Source organism: Bradyrhizobium sp. cir1 (assembly GCF_014198245.1).
GTDB lineage: Bacteria > Pseudomonadota > Alphaproteobacteria > Rhizobiales > Xanthobacteraceae > Bradyrhizobium.
In genome coordinates, this window is the sequence record NZ_JACIHE010000015.1 from 104,118 (window position 1) to 128,437 (window position 24,320).

A 24,320-nucleotide genomic window follows, 5' to 3' on the forward strand; every position below is an offset into this window, starting at 1 on the left:
GGCGACACGCGATCTTGCGCGGGACTTCCGCCCGTTCCGTCCAAAAAATTCGTGCGAATGGCCGTTCGTCAGCTCGCTACGGAGCGCGTCACGCGCTTACTGCTCCAGCACCATCTGCCCGTTGGCGTATTCGAAGCGCTTGAGGCGGGACAGGAAGGACAGGCCGAGCAGGTTTTCCGACAGCGCCTCGTCGGGCAGCACCATTGCATCGACGTCGCGCACGATGAGGCCGCCGACATCGAGCATGGCGATGCGGGTGCGGGCGGCCTTGATGGTGCCGTTGGCGGTGGAGACGGTGGCGTTATATTCGCTGCGCGAGGGGCGCAGGCCGAAGCGGGCGGCCGAGGTCTGGTTCAGCGCGACGACGGAGGCGCCGGTGTCGACCATGAAGCCGATGCGCTGGCCGTCGATGCGGCCCTCGGTCTGGAAGTGCCCGCGGCCGTCGCGGGAAATGGCGAGGCTGCGGCTCCCGGCCGGCACCGTGTTTGCGACCGCGACCGTCGTGCGCGGCGCTGAGGTGGCGGACGCCGAGCTCATCCTGTCCGCCATCTGCGCCATGAAGGTGCCGAGGCCGATCATGATGGCCGCGAGGATCATAATGTTACGCATCACACCACTTCCGAGCCGGAAAGCCCGATTTCACCACGCGACCTCTCAATCCGCGAGCACCGCGGCGGCCAGAATCCGGCCATTTTGGCGAAAAGGATGAGCGGACGGTTAATGCGCTAGTTTAAACCTCTCCCCGCTTGCGGGGGGCGAGGGAGAAGACACATCACGTCCCGCGCGGCTTCGCCCGCCGGGTCGGCAGTGCGCTCGCGGGATCGTCCGGCCAGGGATGGCGCGGATAGCGGCCACGCAGGTCGGAACGCACGGCGGCGTAGCTGCCGCGCCAGAAACCTGGGAGGTCGCGCGTCACCTGCACAGGGCGCTGTGCCGGCGACAGCAATTCCAGCACCAGCGGCACTTTGCCAGCCGCGATCGACGGATGGGTGTTGAGGCCGAACAATTCCTGCAGCCGCACCGCGATGGTCGGCCCCTGCTCGGCCTCGTAGTCGATCGCGAGCACGCTTCCCGTCGGGGCCTCGAAATGGGTCGGCGCCTCGCGGTCGAGCCGCGCGCGCATCTCCCATGGCAACAGCGCCATCAGCGCATCAGAGAGATCGCCGGCGGAAATGTCCTTCAGCGCGATCTTGTCGTAGAGCGCCGGCACCAGCCAGTCGTCGCGCCGCGCGATCAGGCCGTCGTCCGACAGATCGGGCCAGCTGTCGCCCTCGGCCTTGCGCAGGAACATGACGCGGTCGCGCCACTGTTTTGCGGCTTTCGACCAGGGCAGCCGTTCGAGGCCCGCGGCGATCAACCCGTCTGCGAAGATGCGCGCGGTGTCTTCCGAAGGCGATACGGCAAGCGTGGCCTCGGAGAGCGTGATTGCATGCAGCGCGCGCTTGCGCCGTGCACGCAGCGCCATCGCGCCGCGATCGAAGGAGATCTCGTCGATGGTCTCGATATGCTCGGCGAAATGATTCTCGATCTCGTCCTGGGTGATTTGCGCGGCGAGCAGGATGCGGCCGCTCGCCGCCGTGCCCGTCATCTCGCCGATCGCGACATAGGGCGCACGAGCGAGCGAGGATGTCTGCTCCACGGCCGCGCCGCGGCCGTTGGCGAGCACGAAGCTGCCATTGCCGCGATTGCGCGCGACGCGGTCCGGGAAGGCATAGGCGAGCATCAGGCCGGTGGAGAGATCCTCCTGCGGCCCCGCCTCCTCCGACGCTGCCACCTGCGATGCCCAGCGCCGCGCCAGATCGCGCGCACTCGCGGCGCGCGGCGAGCGGTCGCGGCGGAACTGGTCGCGCCGGTGCTCGAGATCGACGCTGTCGCCGCCGAGCCCGCGCTCGGTGATGATGGCCGCGATCTCGGCGGCGGCTTCGCCGCTGCCGGCGCGATGCGAATCCACGATCATACGCGCCAACCGCGGCGGCAGCGCCAGCGCGCGCAGGCTCTTGCCCTCCGCGGTGATGCGGCCATCGCCATCGAGCGCGTTGAGCTCGGAGAGCAGGCTCTTGGCTTCCTTCCAGGCCGGCTGCGGCGGCGGATCGAGGAACGACAGCGCGGCGGGATCAGTGACGCCCCATTGCGCGAGATCGAGCACCAGCGAGGACAGGTCGGCGCTCAGAATTTCCGGCTGGGTGTAGGGCGCCAGCGAGGCCGTCTGCGGCTCGTCCCACAGCCGGTAGCAGACGCCGGGCTCGGTACGCCCGGCGCGGCCGCGGCGCTGGTCCACCGCCGCGCGCGCGGCGCGCACGGTCTCGAGCCGCGTCAGGCCGATGTCCGGCTCGTACCGCGGCACGCGGGCGAGACCGGAATCGACCACGATGCGCACGCCCTCGATGGTGAGCGAGGTCTCCGCGATCGAGGTGGCCAGCACCACTTTGCGCGTGCCCTTCGGCGCCGGCGCAATGGCGCGGTCCTGCACGGCGGCGTCGAGCGCGCCGAACAGCGGCACGATCTCGATGCTGGCGTCCTGCACGCGCTCGGAAAGGAAATTCTGGGTGCGGCGGATTTCGGCGGCGCCCGGCAGGAATGCCAGCACCGAGCCGCTGTCGGCGCGGAGCGCGGACGCAATGGCATCGGCCATTTGCCGCTCAATCGGCGCGTCAGCCTTGCGGCCGAGATAGCGCGTGTCGACGGGAAAAGCGCGGCCCTCGCTCTCGACGACGGGGGCATCGCCGAGCAGCTTTGCGACGCGGGCGCCATCGAGTGTTGCCGACATCACGAGGATGCGCAGGTCCTCCCGCAGTCCGGTTTGCGCGTCGCGTGCCAGCGCAAGGCCCATGTCGGCATCGAGCGAACGCTCGTGGAATTCATCGAACAGGACGGCGGCAACGCCGGAGAGTTCGGGATCGTCGAGGATCTGGCGCGTAAAAATGCCTTCGGTCACCACCTCGATGCGCGTCGCGCGCGAGATTTTTGAGCCGAAGCGGACGCGATAGCCGACGGTCTCCCCGGCGCGCTCGCCAAGCGATTTGGCCATGCGATCGGCGCTGGCACGCGCGGCGATACGGCGCGGCTCCAGCACGATGATCTTCTTGTCCTTCGCCCAGGGCGCATCCAGCAGCGCCAGCGGCACACGCGTGGTCTTGCCGGCGCCCGGAGGCGCCACCAGCACGGCCGCGTTATGCGCCTCCAGCGTGCGCGAGAGGTCGTCGAGCACGGCATCGATGGGGAGGGACGTGTCGAAGCTACGGGGCAAAGTCTCGATCCAGTCATCACCCGCCTTGTGCGCGATTGCGCACTGGGGCGGGTGCTCCAGTAAACTCAGATCTCAATCATCACGAAGATTGAGGGTACTGGATACCCCGCCTTCGCGGGGTATGACAACAGCATGCCGCTATCAGCCCTGCGCCGATGGGCGGCCGACGCTCTCATAGGTGAAGCCGGTCGCGCGCATGTCTTCGGGGCTGTAGATGTTGCGGAGATCGACGACGACGGGCTGCGCCATCACGCTCTTCAGCCGGTCGAGATCGAGACCGCGGAACTGCACCCACTCGGTGACGACCACCAGCGCGTCGGCGCCCTGCGCGCAGGAATAGGCGTCCTCGCAATAGGTGATGCTGGGCAGCTCGCTCTTGGCCTGCTCCATGCCGACGGGATCGAAGGCCTTCACCTTCGCACCCATATCGATCAGGCCCGTGACCAGCGGGATCGACGGCGCATCACGCATGTCGTCGGTGTCGGGCTTGAAGGTGAGGCCGAGCACGGCGATGGTCTTGCCGCGCAAGGAGCCGCCAAGCGCATGGCTCACTTTCCGCGCCATCGCGCGCTTGCGGTTCTCGTTGACCGCCAGCACGGATTCGACGATGCGCAAGGAGACGTCGTAATCCTGCGCGATCTTGATCAGCGCCTTGGTGTCCTTCGGGAAGCACGAGCCGCCGAAGCCGGGACCGGCATGCAGGAATTTGGTGCCGATGCGGTTGTCGAGGCCAATGCCGCGCGCGACCTCCTGGACATTGGCGCCGACCTTTTCGGAGAGATCGGCGATCTCGTTAATGAAGGTGATCTTGGTCGCCAGGAACGCGTTCGCGGCGTATTTGATCATCTCCGCGGTGCGGCGCGCCGTGAACATCAGCGGCGCCTGGTTCAGCGACAGCGGGCGATAGATGTCGCCCATCACCTTGCGGCCGCGCTCGTCCGAGGTGCCGACGACGACGCGGTCGGGGAACTTGAAGTCGCGGATCGCCGCGCCCTCACGCAGGAATTCGGGATTGGAGGCAACGACGACGTCGGCCTTCGGGTTGGTCTCGCGGATGATGCGCTCGACCTCGTCGCCAGTGCCGACCGGCACGGTCGACTTGGTCACCACGACGGTGAAGCCGGTCAGCGACTGCGCGATCTCCTTCGCGGCGGCGTAGACATAGGACAGATCGGCGTGACCGTCGCCGCGGCGCGAGGGCGTGCCGACCGCGATGAACACGGCGTCGGCATCCGCGACCGGCTTCGACAGGTCAGTGGTGAAGTCGAGCCGCTTGGCCTTGACGTTGGCTGCGACCAGCTCATCGAGCCCGGGCTCGTAGATCGGGATCTCGCCGCGGTGCAGGGCCGCGATCTTCTTGTCGTCCTTGTCGACGCAGGTGACGTCGTGACCGAAATCCGCAAAGCAGGCTCCGGACACCAGTCCCACATAGCCCGTTCCGATCATCGCGATTCGCATGAAAAACCCTGTTTTGGCTTGGTTAACGAAACCCCAATGCGGGGCGGTTTAGCATTTTCCGGTCGTGAGGGAACAGTCCGGGCGCAAAAACCGGCACGCGAATTGAACCGGTAAAGAAGTCGGAAACCGCAAGGCCCCAAACTGCCCCGCGGCCGCACAAGCCGGGCGGAACACGCCTCGAAAAGGAACACCATGGCTTCATCAGGCACAATCGCTGCTGGCGGAGGCATCAAGGCCCCGGCCGCCGCGCGTGTCGACTGGGTCGACTATGCCAAGGGCATCTGCATCATCATGGTCGTGATGATGCATTCGGTGCTGGGGGTCGAGCACGCCGCTGGCGAGACCGGTTTCATGCATGTCGCCGTGGCCTTCGCAAAGCCGTTCCGGATGCCGGATTTCTTCCTGATTTCGGGCCTGTTTCTGCCGCTCGTGATCGACCGCGACTGGCGCACCTATCTCGACCGCAAGGTGATGCATTTCGCCTATTTTTATGTCGTCTGGGTGACAATCCAGTTCGGCTTCAAGGCGCCCGCCTTTGCAGCCGAGACGAGCTGGCGCGACGTGGGCCTGCTGTATCTCGAATCCTTCATCGAGCCGTTCGGCACGCTTTGGTTCATCTATCTGCTGCCGGTCTTCTTCGTCGTCACAAAACTGACACGCAAGATCCCGCCGCTCGCGATCTGGCTGATCGCCGCAGCGCTGGAAACGGCGCGCATCTCGACCGGCTGGACCGCGATCGACGAATTCTGCGCGCGCTTCGTCTATTTCTACTCGGGCTATCTGTTCGCACCTTTCGTGTTCACCTTGTCGGATCGCGCGCGCAGTCATCCCGCGCTGGCGCTCGCAGCGCTCGCGGCGTGGGCGTTGGTCAATGCCGGCCTCGTCGCAACTGGCGCCAGCGAATGGAAGATCGTCTCGCTCCTGCTCGGCTTCGCCGGCGCCTGCGCCATCATCACCACCGGCACGCTGCTCGCGCGCGCGCATTGGCTGAACTTCTTCCGCTTCTGCGGCGAGCATTCGATCGTGATCTATCTCGCCTTCTTCCTGCCGATGGCGGCGACACGAACCCTGCTGCTCCGCACCGGCATCATCCCTGACATCGGCACGGTGTCGCTGATCGTCACCATCGCTGGCGTGATCGGCGCGCTCGCGATCTGGCAGGTTGCGCTGCGGCTGAATGCGCATTTCCTGTTCGAGCGGCCCGATGCATTCTGGATCGCACCAAAGAAGTCGCGGCCGGTGCTGCAGGCGGCGGAATGACTGTCATGCCCCGCGAAGGCGGGGGCATCCAGTATTCCAGAGGCAGCAGTCTTATACCGATAAGCCGCGGCGTACTGGATTCCCCGCCTTCGCGGGGAATGACAGCGGGGATGTGGGGAATGACAGTGGGGATAGCGGCACCAGCAAGCCAAAAATCCCCCTCCCAAGGCTGTCAAACCCCGCAAAAATTCATACATTGCGGCCATGCCCAAGACATCGCCCAAATCCTCCCCGAAGACCTCCGCCAAAGCTGACACCAGGGCCGCGCCAAAGGCTGCAGCCGACACCAAGCCCGCTGCTGCGACAGCTGCTGCCAAACCGGTCGCGGCGAAGGCGGCCGGCAAGGGCGATCACGTGTTCCTGGTCGACGGTTCCTCCTACATCTTCCGCGCCTATCACGCGCTGCCGCCGCTGAACCGCAAATCCGACGGCTTGCAGGTCAACGCCGTGCTCGGCTTCTGCAACATGTTGTGGAAGCTGCTGCGCGACATGCCCGAGGACGACCGGCCGACGCATCTGGCGATCGTCTTCGACAAGTCGGAGATCACCTTCCGCAACAAGATCTATCCCGACTACAAGGCGCACCGGCCGCCGGCCCCGGATGATCTGATCCCGCAATTCGCGCTGATCCGCGAGGCGGTGCGCGCCTTCGACCTGCCCTGCCTGGAACAGGTGGGCTTCGAGGCCGACGATCTCATTGCGACCTACGCGCGACAGGCTTCCGCACGCGGCGCCACCACGACCATCGTGTCCTCCGACAAGGATTTGATGCAGCTCGTGAACGACAGGATCATGATGTACGACACCATGAAGGATCGCCGCATCGGCATCCCCGAGGTGATCGAGAAATTCGGCGTACCGCCGGAGAAAGTGGTGGAAGTGCAGGCGCTCGCCGGCGACTCCACCGATAACGTGCCCGGCGTGCCAGGCATCGGTATCAAGACTGCGGCGCAGCTGATCACCGAATATGGCGACCTCGAACAGCTTCTGTTCCGCGCCACCGAGATCAAGCAGCCGAAGCGGCGCGAGGCACTGCTCGAGAATGCCGAGAAGGCGCGCATCTCGCGGCAGCTCGTGCTGCTCGACGACAAGGTCGATCTGGAGGTGCCGCTTGACGACCTCGCGGTCCATGAGCCGGATGCGCGCAAGCTGATCGCCTTCCTGAAGGCGATGGAGTTCACCACGCTGACGCGCCGCGTCGCCGAGTATTCGCAGATCGATCCTGCCAACGTGGATGCCGATCCCGGCTATGCCACCGGCGCCAGCGTCTTCTCGCCGCTGCCGCCCTCGGGCGTCGTGCCCGCACCAGGCTCCGGCACGTCGCCGCAGGTCCGGCCGAGCGAGCCCAACAAATCGGCGAGCAAGGAGGACAAGGCCGCGAGCCCCAAGGGCGCGCCGATCTCGCTCGCCGCGGCGCGCGAAGAGGCGCTGCGCAAGCTGCCGGTCGAGCGAGCCAAGTACCAGGCGATCAAGTCGCTGAAGGAGCTCAACGCCTTCATTGCGCGCATCCATGACACCGGTCATGTCGCGATCGAACTTCGAGGAAACTCGATCGATCCGATGCAGGCCGATCTTTGCGGTATCGCGCTGGCGCTGGCGCCGAACGAGGCCTGCTACGTGCCGCTGGCGCACAAGCAGTCCGGCGGCGGCGCCGGCCTGTTCGACGCCGGTCTTGCACCCGACCAGGTCAAGCATACTGATGCGATCGAGGCGCTGCGGCCGGTGCTGGAATCATTGGGCATCCTCAAGATCGGCTTCGACGTCAAGTTCACCGCCGTGATGCTGGCGCAGCATGGCATCACCCTGCGCAACGTCGACGATGCGCTGCTGATCTCCTACGTGCTCGACGCCGGCCGCGGCTCGCACGCGCTTGAATCGTTGTCCGAGCGCTGGTTCGGCCACGCCATGCTGAAGGAGAGCGAACTGCTCGGCAGCGGCAAGGGCAAGATCACCTTCGACCAGGTGCCGATCGACAAGGCCGCGCCGCTGTCGGCGGAAGGCGCCGACATCGCCCTGCGGGTCTGGCGCGTGCTGAAGCCGCGCCTCGTCGCCGAGCACATGGCCACGGTGTACGAGACGCTGGAGCGGCCGTTGGTGTCGGTGCTCGCGCGGATGGAACGGCGCGGCATCTCGATCGATCGCCAGGTGCTGTCACGCCTCTCCGGCGACTTCGCGCAGACTGCCGCCCGTGTCGAAGCCGAGATCCAGGAGATCGCGGGCGAGCCTGTCAATGTCGGCAGCCCCAAGCAGATCGGCGACATCCTGTTCGGCAAGATGGGACTATCAGGCGGCACCAAGACCAAGACCGGCGCGTGGTCGACCACCGCACAGGTGCTGGATGATCTCGCCGAGCAAGGCCACGACTTCCCGAAGAAGATTTTGGAGTGGCGGCAGGTCTCCAAGCTGAAATCGACTTACACCGACGCGCTGCCGACCTATGTCAATCCGCAGACCCACCGCGTGCACACGACCTACGCGCTGGCCGCAACCACGACGGGACGGTTGTCGTCGAACGAGCCTAACCTGCAGAACATTCCGGTGCGCACCGAGGACGGCCGAAAAATCCGCCGCGCCTTCATCGCCACGCCCGGGCACAAGCTGGTCTCCGCCGACTATTCGCAGATCGAGCTGCGGCTGCTCGCCGAGATCGCCGACATTCCGGTGCTGAAGCAGGCATTTCGCGACGGGCTCGACATTCACGCGATGACCGCCTCCGAAATGTTCGGCGTGCCGATCAAGGGCATGCCGAGCGAGATCCGCCGCCGCGCCAAGGCGATCAATTTCGGCATCATCTACGGCATCTCGGCGTTCGGCCTCGCCAACCAGCTCGGCATCGCGCGCGAAGAGTCCTCCGCCTACATCAAGAAGTATTTCGAGCGCTTCCCCGGCATCCGTGCCTACATGGACGAGACGCGCGATTTCTGCCGGAGCCATGGCTACGTCACCACGCTGTTCGGCCGCAAGTGCCACTATCCCGACATCAAGGCCTCGAACGCCTCGGTGCGCGCCTTCAACGAGCGCGCCGCGATCAACGCGCGGCTCCAGGGCACCGCCGCCGATATCATCCGCCGCGCGATGACGCGGGTGGAGGACGCGCTGGCCGAGAAGAAGCTCTCGGCGCAGATGCTGCTCCAGGTGCATGACGAGCTGATCTTCGAGGTGCCGGACGCCGAGGTCGAAGCGACGCTCCCCGTCGTGCAGAAGGTCATGCAGGACGCGCCGTTCCCGGCCGTGCTGCTCTCGGTACCGCTGCATGTCGACGCGCGCGCGGCAAACAATTGGGACGAGGCGCATTGATTTCGCTCTTCACCTCTCCCCGCCTGCGGGGAGAGGTCGGATCGCCCTTGCGATCCGGGCGAGGGGGTACAGGTCTCACAGTCATCTCACGTGTGGAGAAAGCCCCTCACCCCAACCCTCTCAGCGCGAGCGAAGCTCGTCGCGGCCCCGTAAGAACGGGGCGAGGGAGCGCACCGAGCTCGACGCACCACACCGAATTGTCCTCCGAGCAATTGCGCGATGGCCCCGCCGCCCCACGCATATTAGAACCTCTGCATCTCCCGCACCGGTCCATCCATGCCCCACACTTCCGCCCTGCTCGGCTTCGCCCTCGTCTGCCTCGGCCTCGTGCTCACGCCCGGACCGAACATGATCTATCTGATCTCGCGCTCGATCACGCAGGGACCGGCTGCCGGCATCGTCTCGCTCGGCGGCGTGGCGCTGGGCTTCGTGTTCTACATGCTGTGCGCGGCGTTCGGCATCACGGCGCTGCTGCTCGCCATTCCCTTCGCCTATGACGCGCTGCGCTTCGCCGGTGCCGGTTATCTGCTGTGGCTCGCCTGGCAGGCGGTGAAGCCGGGCGGTCGCTCGCCGTTCCAGGTGAAGAAGCTCGCCATCGACAGCCCGCGCAAATTGTTCGCGATGGGCTTCGTCACAAATCTGCTCAACCCGAAGATTGCGATGCTGTATCTGGCGCTGCTGCCGCAGTTCATCGATCCCACCGCCGGCAGTGTGCTGACGCAGTCGGTGGTGCTGGGCGCGATCCAGATCGCGATCAGCGTCAGCGTCAATGCGCTGATCGCGCTCGCCGCCGGATCGATCGCGCTGTTCCTGGCGAGCCGGCCGAGCTGGATGCTGGTGCAGCGCTGGCTGATGGGCACGGTGCTGGCCGGGCTTGCGGTGCGGATGGCGGTGGAAGCGAAGAAGGTGTGAGGCACACTGTCATGCCCCGGCTTGACCGGGGCATCCAGTACTCCGAGGCAGCGCCGCTAGAGTCGAGCCGCCGCGGCGTACTGGATCGCCCGCCTTTGCGGGCGATGACACCGTCCAATCAATCCAGCTTCGCCTCCATCCCCCGCTTTACTCCCGGCCGGGCCATCAGGGCCTCGTACCAGCGCTTGACGTTGGGGAAGTCGGCCAGATCAACCTTGTGGCGAGGGTGGCGCCAGGCCCAGCCCAGAATGGCAAAATCGGCAACCGAGAGGTCGCCGGCGACGAAGTCGCGCCCCTCAAGCCGGCGGTCGAGCACACCATAGAGCCGGCGCGTCTCGGCCATGAAGCGCTTCAGACCATAGGCGCGGTCCTGCTCGTTCTCGAGCGCGATGAAATGGTGCACCTGGCCGGGCATCGGGCCGAAGCCGCCCATCTGCCACATCAGCCATTCATAGACCGGGATGCGCGCGGAAAGCGATTTCGGCAGGAATTTGCCGGTCTTTTCACCGAGATAGAGCAGGATCGCGCCGGACTCGAAGATGCTGACGGGCTTGCCGTCGGGACCCTCGGGGTCGACGATGGCGGGAATCTTGTTGTTGGGCGAGAGCTTGAGGAACTCCGGCGCCATCTGCTCGCCCTTGCTGATGTTCACCGGGATGACCTTGTAGGGCAGCCCCATTTCCTCCAGCGCGACCGAGATTTTCCGGCCGTTCGGCGTATTCCAGGTGTGGAGCTCGATGGTCATGTGGCAGTTCCTTCCCGCATTGCTGGCATCCCACTAGCCCAGGACATTGACGTCTTTCAACCAGCGGTCGGGCATGGTGGCTGTCCGGTCGCCGGGGGCGATGCCCTGTTGACGGTGGTCTTGCGGGCCCTGCCCCCACTGGAATGTCGCCGCCGTCGCGGATAAATTCCGCCTCCTCCAAAAACGCTGTTCGAGGGACCGCCGTGTCGAAATCCGCTTCCCGCGCCCGCCTGTTCGAGATCATCCGCCGGCGCTCATTCGGCCGTGGCGAGGTGACGCTCGCGTCGGGCCGCAAGAGCGATTTCTACTTCAACCTGAAGCCAACCATGCTCGACCCCGAGGGCGCGACGCTGCTGGCCGAGCTGACCTATGAGGCGCTGAAGGACGACCGGCTCGATTTCATCGGCGGGCTCGAGATGGGCGCCGTGCCGCTCGCCGGCGCGCTGGCGCAGATCTCATGGATCAAGGGCCATCCGATCGCGGCCTTCTTCGTGCGCAAGAAGCCGAAGGAGCATGGCGCCAAGCTCGCGATCGAAGGCCTGCCCAAGGGCGAGACGCTGGCGGGCAAGCGCGTCGTGATCGTCGAGGACGTCACCACGACAGGCGGCTCGGCGATGAAGGCGGTGGAATCCGTGCGCGAGACCGGCGCCGAAGTGGTGCTGGTGCTGACCATGGTCGACCGCGAGGAAGGCGCCACCGACACGTTCGGTGCGGCCGGCCTGCCGTTCCGCTCGCTGTACAAGGCGTCGGAGTTTTTGAAGGCTTGACGCGGCGAAACATCTTCGCCGTCATGCCTCAGTGTGCCCCGGAAGCAACCATCCGTCCAAAGCTGCGCCCGGCCTCAAAGAGGCCACCGCCTCGTCTTGAAACCGCCCCCGCTCAACTGCTCATTTACCATCGCGCCTTATGGTGAATCATGTGCTGAGACCTGATGGTCCCAGCCGGTTCAGTAGCGTCGGGTGGAGTAGGCATTGCGTACAGTCATGTCCCATGCGCGCCGGCGGCGTCGCGCGATGCTTGTGGCCGCCATGCTTGCAGCTCCGCTGCTCGCGGCTCCCGCCCCGGCTTCGGCCGAGGGCCTGTTCGACTTCTTCTTCGGCGGGATGCAACAGCAGCAGCGACCGCAGCGCGAGGTGCCGCAGCAGAACTCCTACGCCGACCCCTTCACCGGCCAGCAGAATGCCGCAACCCCGCAATATGTGCCGCCGACACGGTCGGCCGCGGCCGGCGGCTCGGGACCTGCCTTCTGCGTGCGCAGTTGTGACGGCAAATATTTCCCGCTGATGCGCGGCCTCGTCTCGCCCGCGCAGATGTGTCAGGCATTCTGTCCCGCCAGCGCAACCAAGGTCTATTTCGGCTCCTCCATCGACGGCGCCTATTCCCAGACCGGCGAGCGTTACGCCGACAGCGAGAATGCGTTCGCCTATCGCAAGGCGCTGCGTTCGGATTGCACCTGCAACGGCCGCGAGCCGGTCGGCCTTGCCCCGGTCGATCTCGCGCTCGATTCCTCGCTGAAGGCCGGCGACGTGATTGCGACCAGTGACGGCCTTGTCGCCTACACCGGCATCCGCGTCGGCAACGACCAGACCGCCGACTTCACCCCGGTCGCCTCTTATCCCGGTCTCACCGCGCAGGTTCGCGCCCGCCTCGGCGAGATGAAGGTGGCGCCGGTGCGCGCGGAGACGGTGGCGACGGATGCGCCAGCCCCGGCCGAGATCGTGCGCGAGGCGTTGCCTGATGTAGCGGCGCCGAAGACGCAGAAGCCGGCGAAGCGGGCGGGGTTGGAATAGCCCCAACTCTCTCCAAGCCGTCATTGCGAGGAGCCCTTGCGACGAAGCGATCCAGAATCCCTTCCGCGGAAAGATTCTGGATTGCTTCGCTACGCTCGCAATGACCGAGGTTGCGGCCCTATCGCCCGATGATCACTCCGATCACGTTCGGCGCCGCCAGATATTTCTCCTCGATCGCAGCGCGCGCGGCAGCGCGGTTCTCCGACGTCAAGAGGCCGCGCTTCTCGGCCAGGATCATCCAGCAGAATCCCCACCAGTCGGTGAGCATGCCCGCCTCGTCAACGAGGTCATAACCCTGCTCGGCTGCGAAGATGCGCGCATGCGCTTCGTCCAGCGTGTCGAGAAACAGATGATCCTCGGTCGAGAACAGATCGTCGCTGATGTCGTCAATGGTGTAGCCCCAGATCGACTGGCACACCGCGTTGAACTCGCGGTCGAACTGGTCGTCATCGATCCTCTGCCGCCGCGCCGCCTGATGCAGCCGCGACAGCGAGCGCGCGAAATCGGCGATCCGGGTAAGGGCAAACTGATCGAAGGCAATGGTGGTCATCTAGTCCTCGCGAAGTCTGGCTGACGCTAGATATTGTGTCGGCAACGCGCCGAATCACAATGATATATCAAAGGCTTGCTAAAGTGTTCTTAATTTGTTCTCGACCATTGACCGTAACGATCGCGCCTCTTCGCCTTGAGTAGAGACTTTTTTGGAGGCCCCACGTGAACCGGCAAGATGCGATCCGAATGGCACTCGAACTAGGTCGCCCAACGGGCGTCATCACATTCGATCAGCTCAACGATTTGTTGCCATCAGCGACCATCACCCCTGAAGACATCGAAGCGGTCATGCAGGCGTTGAGCGACGCCGGAATAAATCTCGTCGAAAGTGACCCACCATAAGTTTCGCCTGAACGACGATGCGCAAGCAGCTACGCTTCGCGTTAACAGGTTCAATTCGCCGCCGACATCAACTTGTCCCCGCACGCGCTCGCGTAGAACTTGCCGCCGCATTGGCGCTTGATGGCCGCGCAGCGGGTGGCGGGTGAGGCATTTTGCGGGACAGCAAAGCCGCAGCTGAGACCGTCGGCGCTGCGGCCGATCTTGCCGGCGGCGGATGCCGCGCTGGAGGCGGTGATGCAGACGACGAGGAAGGTGGCGGCGGCGATTTCGATCAACAGTCGCATGGCGTCTCCTCCACACTGCTGGCTGAATTGGCCACCATTCTAGCAGGAAATCCGCGTCTTTCCGTGCTCGTCCGGGTTCCCAAACGGCCCGTTCCTTGCATAAATTTGCGCCAGCGCAGTGCACGCCCGCGCCAGCGATGGTTCCGGTGCAGGGGCAGGACGCGTAGGGTTTAGTGGTGTTGTCTCGACCAGGAAGTGACGGCCTTGCAAGATCAATCGTTCCAGCCAAATTTTCCCGCTCCGGGCCAGCCCATCGACGAGCTCGCGCTGGCCGAGATCAAGGGCGCGATCCTGGCGAAGCTGCGCCTTGCCATCGGCAAGGACGCAGGCATGGCGACAAAGCACGACTGGTACCAGGCCGCCGCGCTCGCGCTGCGCGACCGCATCGTGCATCGCTGGCTCAGCGCCGAGAAGCGCAGCTACGATGCCGGGCGCAAGCGCGTCTATTATCTCTCGCTCGAATTCTTGATCGGCCGCCTGTTCACGGACGCGCTGAACAACATGGGCCTCTTGAAGATCTTCGAGGTCGCGCTCGGCGATCTCGGCGTCTCGCTGCCGGAGCTGCGCAAATGCGAGCCGGATGCCGCGCTCGGCAATGGCGGTCTCGGACGGCTCGCCGCCTGCTTCATGGAGAGCATGGCGACGCTGTCGATTCCCGCGATCGGCTACGGCATCCGCTACGATTACGGCCTGTTCCGCCAGATCATCAATCAGGGCTGGCAGCAGGAATATCCCGACGAATGGCTGAGCTTCGGCAACCCCTGGGAATTGCAGCGGCCCGAGGTGATCTACGACATCAATTTCGGCGGCGGCGTCGAGCATGTCGACGACAAGGGCCGCGACCGCGCGATCTGGCACGCGAGCGAGACCGTGCAGGCGATCGCCTATGACACGCCGATCGTCGGCTGGCGCGGCCAGCACGTCAACGCGCTGCGGCTGTGGTCGGCGCGCTCGCCCGATCCGCTCAAGCTCGATGCCTTCAACAAGGGCGACTATGTCAGCGCCAGCGCCGAGCAGGCCCGCGCGGAAGCGATCTGCAAATTCCTCTATCCGAACGACGAGAGCCCGGCGGGCCGCGAGCTGCGCCTGCGCCAGGAATATTTCTTCGTCTCCGCCTCGCTGCAGGATCTGGTCAAGCGCCATCTGTCGTCCGACGGCCAGTTGCGCGGCCTGTCGAACAAGGTCGCGGTCCAGCTCAACGACACCCATCCGAGCCTTGCCGTCACCGAACTGATGCGCATCCTCGTCGACCTGCACAATTTCCGCTGGGACGAGGCCTGGAAGATCACGGTCGCCACCCTCTCCTACACCAACCACACACTGCTGCCCGAGGCGCTGGAGACCTGGCCGGTCGAGCTGTTCGAGCGACTGTTGCCGCGGCATCTCGAGATCATCTACCGCATCAACGTGCAGCATCTGGCGCTCGCCGAAGCGCGCGCGCCCGGCGACATCGATTTCCGCGCCTCGGTCTCGCTGATCGACGAGAAGAGCGGCCGCCGCGTCCGCATGGGCCAGCTCGCCTTCGTCGGCTCGCATCGCATCAACGGCGTCTCGGCGATGCATTCGGACCTGATGCGAGAGACCGTGTTCCACGACCTCAACCATCTCTATCCCGGCCGCATCACCAACAAGACCAACGGCATCACCTTCCGCCGCTGGCTGATGCTGGCGAACCCGAAGCTGACCGACCTGTTGCGCGAGACCTGCGGCGAGGCCGTGCTCGACGATCCGACGCAGCTTTCACTGATCGAAGCCCGCGCCAGCGACGTCGAGTTCCAGAAGAAATTCCGCGCCGTCAAGCACGCCAACAAGGCGGCGCTGGCGCGCTTGATCGGCGAACGGCTCGGCATCAAGGTCGATCCGAGCGCGCTGTTCGACGTGCAGATCAAGCGCATCCACGAGTACAAGCGCCAGCTCCTCAACGTCATCGAGACAGTCGCGCTGTATCAGTCGATCAAGGACGATCCCAACGGCAACTGGGTGCCGCGGGTGAAGATCTTCGCCGGCAAGGCGGCGGCGAGCTATCGCTACGCCAAACTGATCATCAAGCTGATCAATGACGTCGCGGAGGTCGTCAACAACGACCCCGCGATCGGCGGCAAGCTCAAGGTCGTCTTCCTGCCCGACTACAATGTCAGCCTCGCCGAAGTCATCATTCCCGCCGCCGACCTCTCCGAGCAGATCTCCACCGCCGGCATGGAAGCCTCCGGCACCGGCAACATGAAGCTGGCGCTGAACGGCGCCATCACCATCGGCACACTCGACGGCGCCAATATCGAGATCCGCGACCATGTCGGCGCGGAGAACATTGCGATCTTCGGCATGGAAGCCGGCGACGTGATGATCCGGCGCAAGCAGGGGCTGGATGCCTCCGACGTAATCCGCAGGTCGCCAAAACTGCAGCGCGCCATCAATGCGATCGGCGCCGGCGAGTTCTCGCCCGGCGATCCCGGCCGCTTCGAATCGATCGCGCACGCGCTACGCTATCTCGACCATTACATGGTCAGCGCCGATTTCGATTCCTATTACGAGGCGCAGCGCGCGGTCGACGCGCGCTGGCAGGTGGCGCCGGCCTGGGCGCGCGCCTCCATCCTCAACGTCGCGCGCATGGCGTGGTTCTCCTCCGACCGGACCATCCGCGAGTACGCCGAGGAGATCTGGAACGTGCCGGTCAACCCGACCACGCCGCTGCTGCCGAACCTGCGCGACGTCGCGGGCTGATTTTCCGCGGCGTGAAATCGGCGTTACCTGCGAGGTTATTGCATCTCGGGAAGCGGATGATGATATGATCGTCATCATCCCCAGGAACGGCGCCTGTGAAAGCGGTCGCCGTGCCCTCAGACACCGTCATTGCGAGCGCAGCGAAGCAATCCAGATTCTTTCCGCGGAGACAGTCTGGATTGCTTCGCTGCGCTCGCAATGACGGTCGGGGAGACATCGAGGACCGACAATGCACGCCAAGCTCCCGCATCCGTTCGACGACGCCACGCGCATCAGTGCCGGTGACTCCAGCTGGCAGGGCCACACCAGCGACGATTACTGGGCCTTTGTCGGCCCGTTCGGCGGCGCCACGGCCGCGACGATCTTGCGTGCGCTGATCGACCATCCGGAACGCGCCGGCGATCCGCTGGCGCTGACCGTCAACTACTGCGCACCGATCGCGAAAGGCCCGTTCGATCTCGACGTGCGGATGGTGAAGGCCAACCGCTCCAGCCAGCACTGGAGCGTCGAACTGTCGCAAGGCGGCGGCGAGGTCGCAACGCTCGCCACCGCCGTGTTCGCCGAGCGCCGGCCGTCCTGGGAGCACAGGGTGGCGAAGGCCCCGGACGCAAAGCCGTTCGAACAGACACTGCCGTTCCCGAAGATTTCGGCGTCCTGGGCCAATCAGTATGAATTCCGCTTCGTCGAGGGCGAGATGCGCATCGGCCCGCCGCAGGCCGAGCTTGCCAGCACCTACTCGAAGATCTGGATCAGCGACCGCACCCCGCGCAGGCTCGACATGCTGTCGCTGATGTCGATGTCGGACGCCTTCTTCGGCCGCATCTTCCACGCGCGGCGCGAACTGGTGCCGTTCGGGACGGTATCGCTGACGACCTATTTCCACACCGACAGCGAAGAGCTCGCGACTGAAGACATCACGCGCGTGCTGGCGACCGCCGATTCCAAGATCATGCACAAGAGCTACGCCGACCAGAACGCCGAGCTGTGGTCGCCGAACGGCCGGTTGCTCGCGACGACGACGCAGATCGCGTATTTCAAGGCGTGACTCTCTCCTCCCCCTCTCCCCGTTCTTACGGGGAGAGGGTTGGGGTGAGGGGCTGCTTCCGCGAACTCGCTGAGAGACGGACTCGCGGAGAGTCCCCCTCACCCGCCGCGCTACGCGCGTCGGCCTCTCCCCGCACGCGGGGAGAGGCGAAGTCCGCAAGCAAAAAGGGCGGCCTTGCGGCCGCCCCTTTGCATTCCAAGCTGCGACCTTATTCCGCCGCCAGCTTCACGTCCGGAGCAGCGGCGCGCACCTCGGCGTCGACCTGGGCTTCGAACTTGGCAAAGTTCTTCTGGAACATGCCAACCAGCGCGCGGGCGGTCTTGTCGAACTCGTCCTTGTCCTTCCAGGTGTTGACCGGGTTGAGGATCTCGGCCGGCACGCCCGGCAGCGCGGTCGGGACCGCGAAGCCGAAATATTTGTCGGTGCGGAATTCGACGTTGCGAAGCGAGCCGTCGAGCGCGGCGGTGAGCAGCGCACGGGTCACCTTGATCGGCATGCGGGAACCTGTGCCGTACTTGCCGCCGGTCCACCCCGTGTTGACCAGCCAGCAATCGACATTGTGCTGGGCGATGAGGTCGCGCAGCATGTTGCCGTAGACGCTGGGGTCGAGCGGCAGGAAGGGCGAGCCGAAGCAGGTCGAGAACTCCGGCTGCGGCTCGTTGCCGAGACCGCGCTCGGTGCCGGCGACCTTGGCGGTGTAGCCGGACAGGAAGTGGTACATCGCCTGCGCCGGCGAGAGCTTTGCGATCGGCGGCAACACACCGAAGGCGTCGGCGGCGAGCATCACCACGTTCTTCGGCTGCGGCGCGCGGCCGGTGCGCGAAGCGTTCGGGATGAAGTCGAGCGGGTAGGCCGAGCGCGTGTTCTCGGTCTTGGAGCCGTCGTCGAAGTCCACCACGCGGGTGTCCTCGTTGAGCACGCAATTCTCGAGCACCGCGCCGAAACGCGTCGAGGCGGCATAGATCTGCGGCTCGGCTTCCTTCGACAGCTTGATGCACTTGGCGTAGCAGCCGCCCTCGAAATTGAAGACGCCGTTCGGGCCCCAGCCGTGCTCGTCGTCACCGATCAGCGTGCGGTTCGGATCGGCCGACAGCGTGGTCTTGCCGGTGCCGGAGAGGCCGAAGAAGATCGCGGTGTCGCCGCCTGCGCCGACATTGGCCGAGCAGTGCATCGGCATCACGCCGCGCTCGGGCAGGTAATAGTTCAGCGTGGTGAAGACCGACTTCTTCATCTCGCCGGCATAATAAGACCCGCCGATCAGGACGATCTTGCGGGCGAAGTCGATCGCGACGACGTTCTCCGAGCGCACGCCGTGACGTTTCGGATCGGCGCGGAAGCTCGGCATGTCGATGATGGTGAGCTCCGGCGCGAAGGTCGACAGCTCGATCGCCTCGGGGCGGATCAAGAGCGTGCGGATGAACAGCGAGTGCCAGGCGAGCTCGGTGAAGACGCGCGTCTTGATCCGGTAGGCCGGATCGGCGCCGCCGTAGAGATCCTGCGCGAACAGGGTCTTGCCTTCGGCGTGCTTGAGGAAGTCCTGATAGAGCGCCTCGAACTGCTCAGCGGTGATCGACTGGTTGCCGGCCCACCACATCTTCGTGTCGGTGCTGGCGTCGCGCACCGTGAACTTGTCCTTGGGGCTGCGGCCGGTGAACTCGCCGGTGTCGGCGCAGAGCGCGCCGTCAGCAGACAGCACCGCCTCGCCCGCGGAGAGCGAGTATTGATAGAGTTGCGGCGCACCCAGATTCCAGTGAACCTGCTTGAGTTTCTTTAAGCCGAATTTGTCGGCGCCGAAGGCACCGTTGCGCACGCCTGTCTCTTGCACGAAAAAATCCTCCTAGAACCCGCGACACTCAGCGCGGCCAAGCTTTGGCACCATCGCGGTCACCGTGAATAGCAGGCCATCCGGCCTCGGCTGGACGACCTAATACTGATGAACGCTGGCGTTGCCAAGCTGATCCCGCAGGATTTGGTTTATTCAAGGACCGCGCCAAACGTCGCGCATGTCAGCTCTGAGCAGGCGCATCAAAAAAATCGCAGATGATCGCGCAACCAAATAGGCGTTTCGCCGTTACATCGGGTTATTGCGACGCACAATCGCCGATGCGGCCTATCGTATCTCGCCTTCGCCGATGAGCGCGAACGGCCCCCACAGCGCGGGATATGCATTGCGCGGTGAAGATGCGTCATCAACGTACGTTAACATGGCGCGGCGCAAAGCTTCGGCACGACCGATTTTTGGTTCGTTTTTGAGCAGGGCGAAAGTCGACGTGGTCAAGCGGGTGGCAGCTTCTGAATCCACTGCCCAATGCGAGACCAGCAGCGCACGAGCTCCCGCATAGAAGAACGAGCGTGCCAGCCCGGACAACGCCTCCGCACCCGGCTTGTCGCCGGCGATGGTGTTGCAGGCCGACAGCACAACCCAATCCGCATTGAGCTTGAGCTGGGCGACTTCGCTCGCGGTGAGCAGGCCGTCGTCGATCTCGGAGGGCTGATCGGGAATGGAGAGTGCAAGCGAGGGCTCGCCCAATCCCTTGACGTCGCCCGCAACGAGACCGTGGGTGGCGAAGTAGATGATGCTGTATTGAGCAAGCGCTGCACGCTTGAGCGTCGTTTCGCTGGCGTCGCGGCCGAGATGGATGTCGACCTCGCCGGCGCCGACATCCTTCGCCACCGCGTTCAACTCGTCGGCGGTGTCAGGCAGTTGCGGCAGCGCCTGCGCAAGCCGCGCGCGATCGACGCCGGCACCGCGCCAAAAATCGGTATAGGCAATCGTCGCGATGCTGCGCGCGGCGACCTTGCCGCCCGCGGCGCGACGATCGGCCGGCCCTTCGGCTGCGGGGTTGAACACGGGATCGCCAAAGCCGGTCATCGGCTTGACGCCTTGATCCCGGCGCGCGAAGGCGCGCAGCGACTTCAGGCTGATCACCGACGGCAGCACCGAGACGGCCTGACGCCGCAACAGCCAGGCGGCGTTGCGATAGCCTTCAAGCTTGTCCGGGACCGCAGCTTGCGGCGTCTCCGTGACGAGCAGATGAAACGGCAATGCGGTCAGCGCCGCCGACGGCACCACCAGAAGGCTGCGCTTGTCTTTCGTCAGCGCCTCGACCGGGCCGAGCAGCGCGACATAGAGCTCATGGGCGAGCGCGAGGTCGAACAGGCCCGACTTGGCGGAGGCATCGCGCGCCTTGCCGACGTCGAGCCCCTTGCGGAATGCGGACACCTTCTGCGTCAGCGCGTCCGCGCCGAGCGGAACCTGCTTCCAGTCGACGCCCTCGCGCGTGATCGCGATGACGTAGCTCTGCTTGTCGACGACCGAATAGATTGTCATCGCTTCATCGGCTGACAATAACGGCTGGATGTCCTTCACCGCGAGCGGCAGCGGGTTGGAGAGCGAGGCATAGTCGGGAAACTCGACGGCGAGCGTCTTCTGCAGGCCGGCACGCTCGCTCTTGATTGCCGCGATCCGCGCGCGGCTGCGCTGCTCGGCCGCGGCGTCGCGTTGGCCGGCCTGCTTGGACACCGCCGCGATGATCGCCTTGTCGAGCGCCTCGGCTTCGGCGCCGAGATCCTGGTCCTTGCGCGCGAGCTCGGCGAGCCTGTCGCTGCCGGCGGCAAGCCGCACCGCGAGCTTGTTCACGGCCGATGCCGCGGAGGATTGCGTGCCGCGCTGGATCGCGCCGAGCGCCTCGTCCAGCGCCTTGTCGTCGGGCAGGAGATGCTGTTGCCGCGCAGAGAACAGGATCGGCAGAACAATACGCAACTGCGCGCGACCGCCGGCAAGCGTCCTTTCCGCCGGCGGCAGCGCATCGGCGGTGCGCCCGGAGACGTAGAGGAAATAAGCGAGATTGCCAGTCGAGGTCAGGGTGTCCGGATGGTCAGGCCCAAGCGCGCGCTCGCGGATCGCCAGCGCACGACGGTACAGCGGCTCGGCATCGGCATAGCGCTGCTGGTGCTCGTAGAGCCCGGCGAGATTGTTCAGCGAACGCGCGACATCGGGATGATCCGGCCCCAGCACTTTTTCGCGGATGGCGAGCGAGCGCTTGATCGGCGCCTCGGCATCGGCATCGCGATTGAGGTCGCGGTCGACCTGGCCGATGTTGTTGAGGACGGTGGCGACCGCGGGATGCTCGGGACCTGCAGCCTTCTGATAGATCGCGAGCGCCCGCTGGAACAGCGGCTCGGCGTCGGCAAAATGCTCCTGCTTCACGTAGAGCGTGGCGAGATTGTTGAGGGCCCGGCCGACATCGGGATGTTCGCGCGACAGGCTCTTCTCGCTGACGGCAAGCGCGCGCTTGAACAGCGGCTCGGCTTCAGTGAAGCGGCCCTGCCGCTGATATAGGGCGGCGAGGTTGCTGAGCTCCGGCGCGATCAAGACGGTGTCGAGACCGAGCGCCTTCTCCATCAGCGCGATGGCGCGCTTGTAGACCGGCTCGGCCAGATCGTCGCGGCCCTGGCCGGCATAGACCTGGCCGAGATTGTTCAGCGCGGCGGAAAGCTCGCGGCCGTTATCACTCTCCAGGCGCGCGACCATCGCCTGCGCGAGCGGCAGAGCTTCCGGATACTTGCCGGCACTGATGAGCGCGTTGATCCGCGCGCCCTCTGCTGCAAGACCTTTCTGGGCAAGGCTGGTCTGGGCAAGGCTGGGCGTGGAAAGCGATGTGGCGATCGCGAGCGCCAACCCCGCAACCAGCGTCAAACGACGGCGTGTCATGGACCCTCTCGCGGCCGACTTCGAACCATTACGGTGTTGGGTCGCCGCGATGGGGGACAGCGTTCAAATGGTTGCGCGCTAGTCCACCTTCGTGCGTGCGTGGCCAGCGAGGCGAACCAGCATCTTGCGCAGTTCCGTACCGTTCGTGACGCGCTCCGGAAACTCCAGCCGCAGCGCGGTCTGGCCGTCCTGCATATCGAGGCCTTCGGGGTCGCAGCCGGTGCAGCGCCAGTCGCCGGCGGGAGCGTCGAGCAGCCTGGTCGCATAGAGGTTCATGGTATCGCGATGATCGGCATTCATGTGTTCCACGGCGCCTTCCTCGGCGGCCAGTAGATCCTCGGCGCCGCTGAGGTCGGTGAGGAACTGCTCGGGCTTGAGATCGACGATGCGGCCGAAGCCGGCGACCAGATGAGTGCCCGTGGGGCGGATCCGGAAGAACGAAAAGTCCTTAAACGAAACAAAGGCTTCCGCCGACGGATGGGCACCCAAATACCGCCGCTGGAGCAGATCCCTCTCCTCCCCGGCCTGTTCCGCCCGCCCGGACAGCATGATCCGGGCCCCTTCCAGGGGATCGCCGGAAGAGCGTTCGTCCAGCATCAGGGAGACCCTGGGGTCGGCGAGGATGTTCCTGGTGTGCACGGCCAGCCCCGAGATCAGCAGGATGGGCGAGCCATCCGGGTGGCTCGCCAGATTGACCAGGGAACAATAGGGATCGCCGGAGCCCACCATCAACGTTGCGAGAGCGCCCTGCCGCGACCGCCTCAGCAGCGATCTGGCGAGCTTTGCGGGGTCGAAATCGGGGGTCGGTTGCATCGGCTTTCTCGGGTCAGGTGGTTGCATGGGGGGCCTTTTTTCGGGTAAACGGGGGCCCGGTTATGGGACGAGATGCGGCGAATCTGCCGTGTTTCGTGGAACTTGGTCACACTTCAGCCCAGCTTGCATTGCTCGGTGACAAGGTTCGAATGCCAAACTCGGCACCCATGTATGCGGCGCATCACTGGATTGCTCGCCGTTTCAAGCCACGACCCAAACGGAAAGCAGAAAGCAGAGGCTCATGCCCACAATCGCTTTGGTCGACGACGACCGCAACATTCTCACATCCGTCTCGATCGCGCTGGAAGCCGAAGGCTACCGCATCATGACCTACACCGACGGCGCTTCCGCGCTTGACGGTTTCCGCACCACCCAGCCCGATCTCGCCATCCTCGACATCAAGATGCCGCGCATGGACGGCATGGAGACGCTGCGTCGCCTCAGGCAAAAATCCGACCTGCCGGTGATCTTCCTGACCTCCAAGGATGAAGAGATCGACGAGCTGTTCGGCCTCAAGATGGGCGCCGACGACTTCATCCGCAAACCGTTCTCGCAGCGCCTGCTGGTCGAGCGCGTCAAGGCCGTGCTGCGCCGCTCGGCGCCGAAGGACCCGACCGTCGCGCCGAAGGAGAACGACGCCAAGGCGCTCGACCGCGGCCTGCTGCGCATGGATCCAGAACGCCATACCTGCACCTGGAAGAACGAGCCGGTGACGCTGACCGTGACCGAATTCCTGATCCTGCAGGCGCTCGCGACCCGGCCCGGCGTGGTGAAGAGCCGCAACGCGCTGATGGACGCCGCCTATGACGATCAGGTCTATGTCGACGACCGCACCATCGACAGCCACATCAAGCGGCTGCGCAAGAAGTTCAAGGTGGTCGACAACGAGTTCGAGATGATCGAGACGCTCTACGGCGTCGGCTACCGTTTCAAGGAAGCCTGAGGGCGGCAGGCGCCTTTACGAATACTGAGGGCATCGCCGGTTCTCGTTTCATCGGAACCGGGATCGCTCCAAAGCGCGATCGGCATTGCGCTCTGGATTATTGTTTGAGCATGATCCTTTCGGAAAACCGCTGCACACTTTTCCGGATCATGCTCTAGGATGCGGGGACCCTTCGCACGAGATGTCCTAACGCGGGC

The 24,320-nt window shown here is 65.0% G+C and carries 18 protein-coding genes; 9 read left to right on the plus strand and 9 right to left on the minus strand.

The features are described from left to right. Positions 1-96 precede the first annotated feature (96 nt). From GGD63_RS26670 to GGD63_RS26680, 3 genes are all read right to left on the minus strand, one after another. Positions 97-609, minus strand: a complete 513-nt coding sequence (locus GGD63_RS26670) for a TIGR02281 family clan AA aspartic protease (RefSeq protein WP_183246147.1) — start codon at positions 607-609, stop codon at positions 97-99. Positions 610-772: 163 nt separating this feature from the next. Continuing rightward, positions 773-3,247: an ATP-dependent helicase HrpB gene (hrpB, locus tag GGD63_RS26675; protein WP_183246150.1), complete on the minus strand. Its 2,475-nt coding sequence runs from the start codon at positions 3,245-3,247 to the stop codon at positions 773-775. A gap of 141 nt (positions 3,248-3,388) precedes the next feature. Continuing rightward, entirely contained in the window at positions 3,389-4,705 is a 1,317-nt protein-coding gene (locus tag GGD63_RS26680) for a UDP-glucose/GDP-mannose dehydrogenase family protein (RefSeq protein WP_183246152.1), read from the minus strand. 192 nt (positions 4,706-4,897) lie between these two features. Between GGD63_RS26680 and GGD63_RS26685 the strand changes: the two genes are divergently transcribed. The 3 genes from GGD63_RS26685 to GGD63_RS26695 all read left to right on the plus strand — a co-directional run bounded on the left by GGD63_RS26685 (position 4,898) and on the right by GGD63_RS26695 (position 10,174). Beyond that, a complete protein-coding gene (locus tag GGD63_RS26685) occupies positions 4,898-5,965 on the plus strand; it encodes an acyltransferase family protein (protein ID WP_183246154.1) in 1,068 nt (355 codons plus the stop codon). Between the two features lie 204 nt (positions 5,966-6,169). Beyond that, the gene (gene polA, locus GGD63_RS26690; protein ID WP_183246156.1) at positions 6,170-9,262 is read left to right on the plus strand and encodes a DNA polymerase I; all 3,093 of its coding nucleotides are present in this window, start codon (positions 6,170-6,172) and stop codon (positions 9,260-9,262) included. Between the two features lie 276 nt (positions 9,263-9,538). Then, positions 9,539-10,174, plus strand: coding sequence for a LysE family translocator (locus GGD63_RS26695; protein WP_183246157.1), 636 nt, complete (start codon positions 9,539-9,541; stop codon positions 10,172-10,174). Between the two features lie 118 nt (positions 10,175-10,292). Here GGD63_RS26695 and GGD63_RS26700 read toward each other — a convergent pair whose 3' ends face one another. Beyond that, entirely contained in the window at positions 10,293-10,919 is a 627-nt protein-coding gene (locus GGD63_RS26700) for a glutathione S-transferase family protein (protein WP_183246159.1), read from the minus strand. Positions 10,920-11,122: 203 nt separating this feature from the next. Here GGD63_RS26700 and pyrE point away from each other — a divergent pair, with 203 nt between their 5' ends. Further along, positions 11,123-11,686, plus strand: a complete 564-nt coding sequence (gene pyrE, locus GGD63_RS26705; RefSeq protein WP_183246160.1) for an orotate phosphoribosyltransferase — start codon at positions 11,123-11,125, stop codon at positions 11,684-11,686. Between the two features lie 246 nt (positions 11,687-11,932). Continuing rightward, a complete protein-coding gene (locus tag GGD63_RS26710; protein WP_183246162.1) occupies positions 11,933-12,709 on the plus strand; it encodes a DUF2865 domain-containing protein in 777 nt (258 codons plus the stop codon). 118 nt (positions 12,710-12,827) lie between these two features. Here the strand turns inward: GGD63_RS26710 and GGD63_RS26715 are convergent, their stop codons facing one another. Then, positions 12,828-13,259 carry a hypothetical protein gene (locus tag GGD63_RS26715; RefSeq protein WP_183246164.1) on the minus strand — a complete coding sequence of 144 codons (432 nt, stop codon included), beginning with the start codon at positions 13,257-13,259 and terminating at the stop codon, positions 12,828-12,830. Between the two features lie 164 nt (positions 13,260-13,423). On the opposite strand from GGD63_RS26715, the gene GGD63_RS26720 reads away from it, so the two are divergent. After that, positions 13,424-13,603: an RNA polymerase sigma factor region1.1 domain-containing protein gene (locus GGD63_RS26720; protein WP_183246166.1), complete on the plus strand. Its 180-nt coding sequence runs from the start codon at positions 13,424-13,426 to the stop codon at positions 13,601-13,603. 50 nt (positions 13,604-13,653) lie between these two features. Here the strand turns inward: GGD63_RS26720 and GGD63_RS26725 are convergent, their stop codons facing one another. Then, positions 13,654-13,887 (minus strand): hypothetical protein, encoded by a 234-nt coding sequence (locus tag GGD63_RS26725; RefSeq protein WP_183246168.1) that lies wholly within the window; start codon positions 13,885-13,887, stop codon positions 13,654-13,656. A gap of 204 nt (positions 13,888-14,091) precedes the next feature. Between GGD63_RS26725 and GGD63_RS26730 the strand changes: the two genes are divergently transcribed. After that, the gene (locus tag GGD63_RS26730; RefSeq protein ID WP_183246170.1) at positions 14,092-16,608 is read left to right on the plus strand and encodes a glycogen/starch/alpha-glucan phosphorylase; all 2,517 of its coding nucleotides are present in this window, start codon (positions 14,092-14,094) and stop codon (positions 16,606-16,608) included. 229 nt (positions 16,609-16,837) lie between these two features. After that, positions 16,838-17,653 carry an acyl-CoA thioesterase II gene (locus tag GGD63_RS26735; protein WP_183246172.1) on the plus strand — a complete coding sequence of 272 codons (816 nt, stop codon included), beginning with the start codon at positions 16,838-16,840 and terminating at the stop codon, positions 17,651-17,653. 208 nt (positions 17,654-17,861) lie between these two features. Here GGD63_RS26735 and GGD63_RS26740 read toward each other — a convergent pair whose 3' ends face one another. The 3 genes from GGD63_RS26740 to GGD63_RS26750 form a co-directional block, all read right to left on the minus strand. After that, positions 17,862-19,478 (minus strand): phosphoenolpyruvate carboxykinase, encoded by a 1,617-nt coding sequence (locus tag GGD63_RS26740; RefSeq protein ID WP_183246174.1) that lies wholly within the window; start codon positions 19,476-19,478, stop codon positions 17,862-17,864. Positions 19,479-19,763: 285 nt separating this feature from the next. Further along, the gene (locus tag GGD63_RS26745; RefSeq protein WP_183246177.1) at positions 19,764-22,367 is read right to left on the minus strand and encodes a CHAT domain-containing tetratricopeptide repeat protein; all 2,604 of its coding nucleotides are present in this window, start codon (positions 22,365-22,367) and stop codon (positions 19,764-19,766) included. Between the two features lie 78 nt (positions 22,368-22,445). After that, the gene (locus tag GGD63_RS26750) at positions 22,446-23,180 is read right to left on the minus strand and encodes a HugZ family protein (protein WP_183246179.1); all 735 of its coding nucleotides are present in this window, start codon (positions 23,178-23,180) and stop codon (positions 22,446-22,448) included. Positions 23,181-23,421: 241 nt separating this feature from the next. Between GGD63_RS26750 and GGD63_RS26755 the strand changes: the two genes are divergently transcribed. Beyond that, positions 23,422-24,123: a response regulator transcription factor gene (locus GGD63_RS26755; RefSeq protein WP_008542552.1), complete on the plus strand. Its 702-nt coding sequence runs from the start codon at positions 23,422-23,424 to the stop codon at positions 24,121-24,123. Positions 24,124-24,320: the final 197 nt, after the last annotated feature.